The following is a 10,128-nucleotide window of genomic DNA, read 5'->3' on the forward strand; positions in this document are numbered from 1 at the left end:
TAGTCGGTCGGTGTCGCGGTCCCGTTCGCGATTCCTCGTCACCTTCTCCACCCACCCCCGTGTTAGCGTCGCTCCCGGACATGTGACTGGTCGTGCAGGCAGGATCCGACGAAACGCGCAAGCAGCGTCGTCGGGTCCTTTTTTTGTGCCCGGACGCCTCCTGACGCTCCGCCGGAGCACCGATGACGGTGCCGGAGGGGGCGGGGACGGCGACGGACGGCCGGGCAGCACAGCGCAGGGAAGCGCGCGTCCCCCCACACCCGGAGGAGTACCGATGAGTACCCAGGAGAGCGCGAAGGCGATCCTCGAGCACGTCGGCGGCGCCGCCAACGTGGCGAAGCTGCAGCACTGCTCGACCCGTCTGCGGTTCGCGCTGGCGGACGACGCGAAGGCCGACGTCGAGGCGCTGAAGGCGGTGCCCGGCGTGATCGGCGTCGTCACCGGCCCGCAGACGCAGGTCATCGTCGGCAGCGGCGTCAGCGAGATGTACGCGGCGGTCGAGAAGCTGCGCGGCGGCACCACCGCATCCGCAGAGCAGGCGAAGCAGCCGCGCTCCCTCAAGCGCCTCGGCGCGACGATCATGGACTTCGTGGTCAGCGTCTTCACGCCGATCATCCCGGCCATCGCGGGCGCCGGCATCTTCAAGTCGTTCCTCGTCCTCGCCTCGGCGCTGGGCTGGCTCGACCCCGCGAGCGACAACTTCAAGCTGCTGTCCGCCATCCCGGACGCGGTGTTCGGCTTCCTGCCGCTGCTCGTCGCGTACACGAGCGCGAAGAAGCTCGACGTGAACCGGCCGCTCGCGCTCGGGCTCGTCGGCGTCCTGGTCTTCCCGGCGTTCACGACGCTGCTCAACCAGGAGGGCGGCGTCGCGCTCTTCGGCATCCCGGTGCCGGTCATCGCCTACAACGCGCAGGTGTTCCCGGCGATCCTGGCCGTGCTGCTGCTCTCGGTCGTCGAGCGCTTCTTCACGAAGCACTCGTGGGGCCCGATCCGCACGTTCTACGTGCCGCTGATGTGCCTCGTGATCGTCGCTCCGGCCACGATCTTCCTGCTCGGCCCCCTCGGCTACTGGCTCGGCTCCATGCTCACGGGCGCGATGATCGGCCTCTACGGGGCGCTCGGCTGGGTGGCCGTCGCGCTGCTGGCCGGCGTGCTCCCGCTGATCATCTCGGTCGGCATGCACAAGGCGTTCATCCCGCCGACCATCGCGACGATGGCCAGCGCGGGCAAGGACACCTTCTACCTCGCCTCCTCGCTCGCCCACAACGCGGCGGAGGCCGGCTCCAGCCTCGCGATCGCCCTGCGCACCAAGAGCGCGACCCTCCGCGCCACCGCCTTCTCGGGCGGCCTCTCGGCTCTCTTCGGGATCACCGAGCCGGCGCTCTACGGCGTCACGCTGCAGAACAAGCGCGCCCTGGTCTCCGTCATCACGGGCAGCGTCGTCGGAGGCGCCTACATCGGCGCCACGCAGGTCGCCGCGTTCGCGCTGGTCAGCCCCGGCGTCGCGAGCATCTCGATGTTCATCGACGGGCTGAACCCCTGGAACCTGCTCAACGCCGTGATCGGCCTGCTGATCTCGGTCGCCGTCTCGTTCGTCGTCTCCTTCGTCATCTGGCGCGACGACGCCTCCGCCAGCGTCCAGGCGCTCGGGGACGTGGCGGCCGCCGCCGGGAGCCCGCTCGCGCTGCAGGCGCCGCTCACCGGCTCCGTCATCCCCCTCTCGGAGGTGCCGGACCCCGTGTTCTCGGCCGGCGTGCTCGGCGAGGGGCTGGCGATCCGCCCCACCGACGGAGCCGTCCGGGCGCCGTTCGCGGGCGAGGTCATCGCGCTGCTCTCCTCCCGCCACGCCGTGGGGCTGCGCCGCGCGGACGGCGTCGAGGTGCTCATCCACGTCGGCATCGACACGGTGCAGCTGGACGGCGCGCCGTTCGAGGCGCACGTCGCGGTCGGCGACCGGGTCGAGGCCGGGCAGCTGCTCCTCACCGCCGACCTGGCCGCGATCACCGCGGCCGGCTACGACACCACGACCCCGGTGCTCGTGACCAACTCCGCCGAGTACACCGTGCTCGTCGAGGCCGCCGAGCGGATCACCGCCGGCGACCGGATCATGACCGTGACGCAGAGAGAGAAGGAGCTCGCCGATGGCGCTTCCTGACGGATTCCGATGGGGCGGCGCCCTCGCCGCCAACCAGGTCGAGGGCGCGTGGCGCGAGGGCGGGCGCGGCCCGGCGGTCAGCGACGTCGCCTCCTACAAGCCGAAGGCGGACCCGAAGGAGTACGCGATCCACCACCGCAACACGGTGGAGAGCATCACGGCGGCGATGTCCGACGACGACCCCGAGTACTACCCCAAGCGCCGCGGCATCGACTTCTACCACCGCTACCCCGGCGACCTCGCGCTGTTCGCCGAGATGGGCTTCACCACCCTCCGCGTCTCGATCGCCTGGACCCGCCTCTACCCGACGGGGGAGGAGGCGGAGCCGCTCGAGGAGGGCATCGCCTACTACCTCGCCCTCTTCACCGAGATGCGGCGCCTCGGGATCGAGCCGCTGGTCACGCTCTCGCACTACGACCCGCCGCTCGCGCTCGCGCTGAAGCACAACGGCTGGGTCGACCGCCGCACGATCGAGCTGTTCGAGCGCTTCGCCCGCACCTGCTTCGAGCGATTCGGCCACCTCGTCGACATGTGGCTGACGTTCAACGAGATCGACGGCATCATCCGCCACCCGTTCACCTCGGGCGGGATCATCGAGGAGACCGTCGAGGGCAGCGTGGAGCAGGCCTGCTACACGGCTCTGCACCACCAGTTCGTCGCCTCCGCCTCGGTCACGAGGACGCTGAAGGAGCTGTGGCCCGAGTCGCGGATGGGCTGCATGCTCACGATGCTGACCACCTACCCCAACACCTGCCACCCCGACGACGTCGCGGCGACGCAGGCGAAGGAGCGGATGCTCTACCTCTGCACCGACGTCCAGGCGGGCGGCGCCTACCCGCGCCTGGCGCTGCGGGCGCTCGAGAGCCGCGGGGTCGAGATCCCGTTCGAGGCGGGCGACGTCGAGCTGCTGCGCGAGCACCCGGTCGACTTCATCTCGTTCAGCTACTACATGTCGATGACGGAGTCCGTCCGCCCCGACGCCGAGCGCACCCCCGGCAATACGGTCCTCGGTGTCAAGAACACGTTCCTCGAGTCGAGCGAGTGGGGCTGGCAGATCGACCCCGTCGGCCTGCGGATCTCGCTGATCGACCTCTACGACCGCTACGGCAAGCCGCTGTTCATCGTCGAGAACGGCCTCGGGATGCGCGACGAGCTGACCGAGGACGGCCGGGTCCACGACCCGTACCGGATCGACTACTTCCGCGCGCACTTCGAGCAGATGATCCAGGCGGTGGACGAGGGCGTGGAGCTGCTCGGCTACGTGAGCTGGGCGCCGATCGACCTGATCAGCGCCTCCAGCTCGCAGATCTCGAAGCGCTACGGGTTCGTGTTCGTCGACATGGACGACCTCGGCCATGGCAGCACCGAGCGCTACCGGAAGGACTCGTTCTTCTGGTACCAGAAGGTCATCGCCTCGAACGGCGCGGATCTGGGATGATCCTCCTCTGCCCGGAGGCGCCGTCCGGCTCTCCGGGCAGAGGCCCCGCCACCCCCACCCCAGCCCTGACGCGGCCGTCGACGGAGACACGCATGCAGACCATCAAGAAGGTGCTCAACTCGAGCGTCGTCCTCGTCGTCGACGAGCGCGGCGTCGAGCGCGTGCTCCTGGGCAGGGGGATCGGCTTCGGAGCGAAGGCCGGCGAGGCGATCGAGCCCTCGAGCGTCGACCAGGTGTTCGTGGCGCTGGACGACTCGGATCAGCGCAACCTCGTCGAGCTCCTGGCCCAGATCCCGCCGGAGTTCGTCGAGCTCACCCGCGCGGTCGTCGCCGATGCGGAGGAGCAGGGGCTGAGGCTCGACCCGCACGTGTACCTCGCGCTCACCGACCACCTGCACTTCGCGGTGGAGCGGCAGCGGCGCGGGCTCTCGGTCGCCAACCGGCTGGCCTGGGAGATGCGGACGGTCTACCCCGTGCAGTACGCGGTGGGGGAGCGGGCGGTCGAGCGGATGCGCGAGCGCCTGGACGTGGAGCTGCCCGCCGACGAGGCCGCGAACGTCGCCTTCCACCTCGCCAACGCGGAGCTCGGCAAGGTCGGGATCGACTCGCTCAGGATCGTGCAGCTCATCCGCTCGGTGACCGCGATCATCCAGCACTCCAGCGGAGCCGCGCTCGACCGCGACGACCTCCGCTCCGCCCGCTTCGTGGCGCACCTGCAGTACTTCGCCGAGCGCTTCTTCTCGGGCGGCCTGCTCGAGAGCGAGGACGACTTCCTCTTCACCAGCCTCAGCGCCCGCTACCCGCGCGCGATCGCCTCCGCCGAGCGCGTGCGCTCTTTCGTGGCGGCCGAGTACCAGGCCGCCCTGCCCAACGAGGAGGTCGCCTTCCTGGCCCTCCACATCGCGCGCGCCGCTCCGGAGTAGCGCGCTGACCCCGGAGAACCGCATGCACCGCACCACCCCCGCCCGCCCGACGACGCCCGCGAGCGCGCGCCCGTGAGCGGCACGATCCACCTCGTCCGCCACGCCGAGACCCTCTTCAACGTCGCCGGCCAGCTGCAGGGCTGGTGCGACTCGCCGCTGACCGAGCGCGGCGAGCGCCAGGCGGCGGCCCTCGGCGAGCGGATGCGCGACGTGCCGCTCGTCGCGGCGTTCACGAGCGACCTCACCCGCACCCGCACCACGGCGGCGGCGGCGCTCGCCGGGCACCCGTCGCTCGAGGCCGAGCCGATGGTCGAGCTCCGCGAGTGGCACTTCGGCGCCTTCGAGGGGCAGCCGAACGCCTCGCTCTGGGAGCCGGTGTTCGCCGACCACGGCTACCCCTACGTGCCCTCCTCCGCCGACTGGCCGCGGATGACCGACGCCGGGCTCGACTCGGTGCTCGACGCGATCCACCGCCACGACCCCTCCGGCCGGGCCGACAGCGGTGCCACCGTGCGCGCCCGCGTGGAGGCGGCGATCGCGCGGTTCGTGCCGGCGGCGGAGCACGGGGACGTGCTGGTCGTGACCCATGGAGCGGTGCTGGGGAGCATCCTCCGCGCGCTCGACCCCGCGCACCGGCCGCAGCGGGGCTACCCGAACTGCGCGGTCGTGTCGGTGACGGACGGCGTCATCGGCGAGGTCGACGGGAGCTGCGCGACGGCCTGACCCCGCTCCTCCTCCTCCACGGACGCCCCTGTGCGCTCCGGTCGCCGACCGGACGAGCACGGGGGCGTCCGTCGTGCTCGGGACGCCGGCGGCCCGCACCCGGGCCGCCCCCGGACCTGCACGCGCGGCCGCCTCGGGACCTGCACGTCCGGTGATCCGGGACCTGCACTTTCGGCCACCTCGGCGCTGTACCGAAGTACAGGAGCCCGTCGCGAGAGCGTCCGTAGCGTCTGAGGAGTCAAGAGAAACGACTTCGAGGAGATGACATGCGAGGGCTTCAGCTCAGCGGCGTGAGCCGTGCATTCGGCGGCCACCGGGTCCTGCACGACGTGGACCTGTCCGTGGGCCGCGGCGAGATCGTCGGCTTCATCGGCGGCAACGGCGCCGGCAAGACCACGACGATGCGGCTGATCCTGGGCCTGCTCACCCCCGACACGGGGACCATCACCTGGGACGGCGCGCCGATCACCGCCGAGGACCGCCGATCGATCGGCTACATGCCGGAGGAGCGCGGCCTCTACCCGCAGATGCGGGTCCGCGAGCAGGTGATCCACTTCGCTCTGCTCGAGGGGCACGACGCCCGGGGAGCCCGTGAGACCGCCGAGGAGGTGATCGACGCGCTGGGCCTGGCCGAGCGGGCCGACACCCTGGTGCAGGACCTCTCGCTCGGCAACCAGCAGCGCGTGCAGCTGGCCGTGTCCCTGGTGGGCGATCCGTCGCTCCTGGTGCTGGACGAGCCCTTCTCGGGGCTCGACCCGGTCGCCGTGGAGACGATGGCCGGCCTGATCCGGCAGCAGTCCGCCCGCGGCGTCGGCGTGCTCTTCTCCTCCCACCAGCTCGACCTGGTCGAGCGCCTCTGCGACACCGTCTGCGTGCTCGACTCCGGCCGCGTGACCGCGAGCGGAGCGGTGGCCGAGCTGCAGGACGACGGCCGCAGCCGCTGGCAGCTGCAGTTCTCCCGCCCCCTGGACGACCTGCTCGTCGCCGAGCTCGGCGTCACACCGGGACTGTCGGCCGAGCCGGTCCCCGGTGAGCCGGAGTCGCTGCTCGTCTCGATCGAGGGCAGCGGCCGGGACGTCCCCGAGCAGGTGCTCGCGACCCTCACCCGCCACGGCGGCCTCCGGAGCATCCGCACCGCGCAGCGCTCGCTGACCGAGCTGCTGTCCGAGCGGCTCACCGCCGCCTCCACCCCTGCGGCCGAGCGCCGCCTCGAGATCCAAGGAGCAGGACGATGACCACCACGCACCCCCGCGCCGCCCACGCCCGGACCGCCGAGAGCTCCGCTCCTCCGACGCCGGCCCGGGGAGCCGCGACGATCGTCCGCCGCGAGATCCTGACCCGCACCGGGAACCGCACGATCCTCACCGCGACCCTCGCGCTGGCCGCGATCGCCGGCCTCGGCGCCGGGATCGGCGGCTGGTTCCTGGTCGACGCGACGAGGGAGGCGGGGACCGTGGTCCTCGACACCCGGATCCTGTTCGCGACCGCGATGATCAGCGCCCTGCTCGCCGCGATGGTCTACTCCTCGTCGAGTCTGGCCTCGGGGGTGGTCGAGGAGAAGTCGTCCCGGATCGTCGAGATCCTGCTGACGAAGATCGGCGTCGCCCCGCTGCTCGCCGGGAAGATGATCGGCGTCGGCCTGGTGACCCTGGCCCAGCTGCTCGTGATCGGCGGCGCCGTCGTCGGCGGGTTCAGCGTGGTCGGCGGGTGGTCGGTCCTCGAGATCGAGCTCGGCCCGAGCCTGGTCTGGTTCCTCGTCTGGTTCCTGCAGGGCTACGTGCTCTTCGCGCTCCTCAGCACCCTGCTCGCCTCGACCGTGTCGAGGCAGGAGGACCTGGGCACCGCCGCCATGCCGCTCTCCGTCGTGCAGATGGCGCTGCTGATCATCGCGCTCTACGTGGTGCCGGCGAACCTCGACGAGGCCTGGGTGCACGCGCTCTCCTTCGTCCCCCTCTTCTCCTCCTACCTGATGCCGATGCGCTTCGGCCTCGACTCGGTCGGCACCCCCGAGATGGTGATCGCCGCCGTCGTCGCCGCGATCACGGTGCCGCTGCTGTTCCGCCTGGTCGTCCGCGTCTACCGCAACAACGCGCTCCGCACCGGCTCCCGCGTCTCGCTCCGCGCCTCCCTCAAGGCCGCCGACGCCTCCTAGGCCCGGCTCCTCCATCCACCACCACCACCCCTCGGAAGGACACCACCATGACCACCTCGCGCACCGCCTCGACCCGCCCCTCGCCCCTCAAGAAGCTGCTCGTCAACACCGCCCTCCTCGTCGGGGGAGCGGGCGGCGCCTACCTCGTCGTCACCTACCTCTTCTGATCCGCTCGACCGACCGAAGGACACGATCGTGACTCTCCTCGCGACTCCCGGGCTCCGCCCCGCGACCCCTGGGCACCGCCCCGCGGATCCGGCGGCCCTCCGGGCGGCGGCCTCGACCGAGCGGCTGCTCGGCGGCGGACGCCACCGCGTCGCCGCGATCGACCGCCCCGCCTTCGCCGGCCGGAACGCGTCGTGGACGATGACCCTCGACGACGGCGCCCGCGTCTTCGTCAAGCACGTCTCGCCCCGGACGGCGGGCCCCGCGGCCTTCCGCCGCTCCAGGGACTTCGCCGGCTTCGCCGCCCGGAGCCCCGAGCACGCCCCGGCCGGACCCCGCCTGCTGGCGGCCGACGAGGACGACTCCCTGCTGGTGTTCGAGCACTGCCCCGGCACCAGCCTGGCCCTCCTGCTCGTGGAGGAGCGCGTCCCCGCGGACTTCCCCGAGCAGGCCGGCCGGCTCCTGGCCCGGCTGCACGCCGGCCCGGTGGCGGGCCTCACCGCGACCTCGCACCCCAGCCCACCCGTCGAGATGCTGCGCGTCGGCATCCCGCACACCCGCTACGTCGACCTCACCCTCGCCGAGCTCGCCTTCTGGGGCGACCTGCAGCACGACGAGCAGCTCGTCTCGGCCACGGAGGATCTCCGCGAGTGGGAGAGCGGCAACCGCACGGCCCCGATCCACGGCGACCTCCGCCTCGACCAGTTCCACCTCCGCGACGGGCGCCTCCAGCTGCTCGACTGGGAGGAGTTCGGGATCGGGGATCCGGCCCGCGACCTCGGCACGCTGGCGGGGGAGTGGATCCACCGCGCGGTGCTCGACACCGTGACCACCCGGGAGGGCGCCTCCGCTCCTCCCCTCGCCTTCGACACCGCGGCCGCGGACGCCCGCATCGCGGAGCGGATGGCGGCACTGGTCCCGAGGATCCGGCGGATGTGGCTCGCCTACGCCGCCGAGACCGCCGGCTCGGACGACGCCCTCGCCGTCCGCGCCACCGCCCACCTGGGCTGGCACCTCGTCGACCGCACCCTCGCCCGGGCCTCGATGGTCTCCCGCCTCCCCGGGATCGAGCGGGCCGCCGCCGGCATCGGCCGCCGCGTCCTGCTCGCCCCCTCCGCCTACTCCACCGCCCTCGGATTCGACAGGAGCCCGCGATGACCGCCCTCACCACCCGCTCCGTCCTCGACGAGGCCGTGATCAGCGTCGACGCCGCCCGGCTGCGGGCCGAGGTCGACGGGACCGTGATCGAGGCCACCGGGCCGATCGAGCTGCGGGCCCGACTCGCCGCCACCCTCTACACCCACCTGCACCTCCGGAACCCGCTGCTCGGCGAGACCGCCGGAGGCGACGGCCAGGACCTCGCCCCCCGGCTGATCGACGCGATCCCGCACCGCACGGTCCTGCAGCCCGCTCCCTCCGGGGTGCTCGGCTCCGCCACCGTGCAGGGGGAGGAGCGCCGGGTCGTCGAGCTGGGCCGCGTCCGGGTCCTCGTGCCCGAGGTCGATCTCGTCCGCTCCGCCGACGGGGCCGTCGCCGGCGTCCGGCTGCCGAGCTGGCGCACCCGCACCACTCCCGGCTACCTCCTCGCCCTCGGCCCGATGGGACTCGATCCCGCCGACCGGGTCGTGCGCCTTTCGCTCGTCGCCGACTCGGCGGAGGACGCGCTCGCCCTGTGGGGCCCGCTCCTGGAGGCGCTCGCCGCCTCCGGAGCCCGCCACCAGGCCAAGGCGCTCTCGGACCCGCGGGCCTTCCCCCGCTCCGACGCCCTCGTCGTCTACCTGCCCGCCGACTCCGCCGACGACGTCGCCCGGAGGATCACTCCGCTGCTCGATGCCCGGCCCTCGCCCCGCACCGCCGTCTCGGCCTTCGCCGAGAGGCTCGCCGACGGCCTCGCCTACGCCGAGGACCCGGCCGACGAGCGCTCCTCCTACCGCGGACTGAGCTTCGGCCAGCACCGCTCCCGCGTCCTCGCCGAAGCGCTCCTGCGCTCCTCGGCCGAGACGATCCCCGCCGCCGACGCCTGGGCCGACGCCGCCCGCGCCGCGCGCATCGACCCGGACCGCCCGGGACTCACCGCCCGCTAGGGCCCCACGAACCTCCCCTCGATCCCGAGGGGACCACCACCTCAGCCCGAGGTACTCCACGAAAGGGACACATCATGACCACCATCTCCACCGACGCCCAGTCCGCCGACCTCACCGCCCTCGCGGGAGCGCACGACACCTTCGCCACCGTCGACGAGCTCGGCTCGGACGCCGCGACCGAGGCGCCCGCCACCACGCCCCTGTGCGTCGGCATCATCGTCGGCGCCACCCTCGGCGCGGGCTGCTGACCCGGCCCTCCTCCCGCCCGGGTGCTCCCGCAGCACCCGCTCCCCGGCCCTCCGGCCGGACCACCCGCACCACTCCCCGCACGACCCGGCGGATCCGCCACCACCACTCATCCAAGGAGAACACCATGTCGACCATCACCGCCGAGAGCTCGGTCACGAGCAGCCCGGTGACGAGGGCCCGCGGAGGGGCGGTGGTGCTCACGCCGACCTCGCCTCCTCCGCCGCCGCCGGTGCCCTGCG

General features: G+C 72.6%; 9 protein-coding genes. All 9 read left to right on the plus strand.

Annotated elements, in window-relative coordinates; all coding sequences use genetic code 11:
• Window positions 1–274 precede the first annotated feature (274 nt).
• The 9 genes from C5C27_RS15035 to C5C27_RS18175 all read left to right on the plus strand — a co-directional run bounded on the left by C5C27_RS15035 (window position 275) and on the right by C5C27_RS18175 (window position 9,888).
• Window positions 275–2,155 carry a beta-glucoside-specific PTS transporter subunit IIABC gene (locus C5C27_RS15035; protein WP_104225132.1) on the plus strand — a complete coding sequence of 627 codons (1,881 nt, stop codon included), beginning with the start codon at window positions 275–277 and terminating at the stop codon, window positions 2,153–2,155.
• Window positions 2,142–3,593: a glycoside hydrolase family 1 protein gene (locus tag C5C27_RS15040; protein WP_104314809.1), complete on the plus strand. Its 1,452-nt coding sequence runs from the start codon at window positions 2,142–2,144 to the stop codon at window positions 3,591–3,593. Before C5C27_RS15035 ends, C5C27_RS15040 begins: the two co-directional genes overlap by 14 nt.
• 92 nt (window positions 3,594–3,685) lie before the next feature.
• On the plus strand, window positions 3,686–4,516 hold the full coding sequence (locus C5C27_RS15045; protein ID WP_104237822.1) for a PRD domain-containing protein: 831 nt from the start codon (window positions 3,686–3,688) through the stop codon (window positions 4,514–4,516).
• Between the two features lie 72 nt (window positions 4,517–4,588).
• Entirely contained in the window at window positions 4,589–5,239 is a 651-nt protein-coding gene (locus C5C27_RS15050; protein WP_104314810.1) for a histidine phosphatase family protein, read from the plus strand.
• 290 nt (window positions 5,240–5,529) lie between these two features.
• On the plus strand, window positions 5,530–6,474 hold the full coding sequence (locus tag C5C27_RS15055; RefSeq protein WP_258059757.1) for an ABC transporter ATP-binding protein: 945 nt from the start codon (window positions 5,530–5,532) through the stop codon (window positions 6,472–6,474).
• Window positions 6,471–7,391 (plus strand): ABC transporter permease, encoded by a 921-nt coding sequence (locus C5C27_RS15060; protein ID WP_104225127.1) that lies wholly within the window; start codon window positions 6,471–6,473, stop codon window positions 7,389–7,391. The genes C5C27_RS15055 and C5C27_RS15060 overlap by 4 nt, the downstream gene beginning before the upstream one ends.
• Window positions 7,392–7,586: 195 nt before the next feature.
• On the plus strand, window positions 7,587–8,714 hold the full coding sequence (gene lxmK, locus C5C27_RS15065) for a class V lanthionine synthetase subunit LxmK (RefSeq protein ID WP_258066797.1): 1,128 nt from the start codon (window positions 7,587–7,589) through the stop codon (window positions 8,712–8,714).
• Window positions 8,711–9,640, plus strand: a complete 930-nt coding sequence (locus C5C27_RS15070) for a T3SS effector HopA1 family protein (protein WP_104237819.1) — start codon at window positions 8,711–8,713, stop codon at window positions 9,638–9,640. Before lxmK ends, C5C27_RS15070 begins: the two co-directional genes overlap by 4 nt.
• 74 nt (window positions 9,641–9,714) lie before the next feature.
• A complete protein-coding gene (locus tag C5C27_RS18175) occupies window positions 9,715–9,888 on the plus strand; it encodes a hypothetical protein (protein ID WP_181027122.1) in 174 nt (57 codons plus the stop codon).
• Window positions 9,889–10,128: the final 240 nt, after the last annotated feature.

This window comes from Rathayibacter sp. AY2B7 (assembly GCF_002931635.1).
Taxonomy (GTDB): Bacteria; Actinomycetota; Actinomycetes; order Actinomycetales; family Microbacteriaceae; genus Rathayibacter.

Excerpts from the sequence above, each read along its gene's own strand:
- C5C27_RS15035 (WP_104225132.1), top strand. The coding sequence starts at position 275 with ATGAGTACCCAGGAGAGCGCGAAGGCGATCCTCGAGCACGTCGGCGGC.
- C5C27_RS15040 (WP_104314809.1), top strand. The coding sequence starts at position 2,142 with ATGGCGCTTCCTGACGGATTCCGATGGGGCGGCGCCCTCGCCGCCAAC.
- C5C27_RS15045 (WP_104237822.1), top strand. The coding sequence starts at position 3,686 with ATGCAGACCATCAAGAAGGTGCTCAACTCGAGCGTCGTCCTCGTCGTC.
- C5C27_RS15060 (WP_104225127.1), top strand. The coding sequence starts at position 6,471 with ATGACCACCACGCACCCCCGCGCCGCCCACGCCCGGACCGCCGAGAGC.
- C5C27_RS15070 (WP_104237819.1), top strand. The coding sequence starts at position 8,711 with ATGACCGCCCTCACCACCCGCTCCGTCCTCGACGAGGCCGTGATCAGC.
- C5C27_RS18175 (WP_181027122.1), top strand. The coding sequence starts at position 9,715 with ATGACCACCATCTCCACCGACGCCCAGTCCGCCGACCTCACCGCCCTC.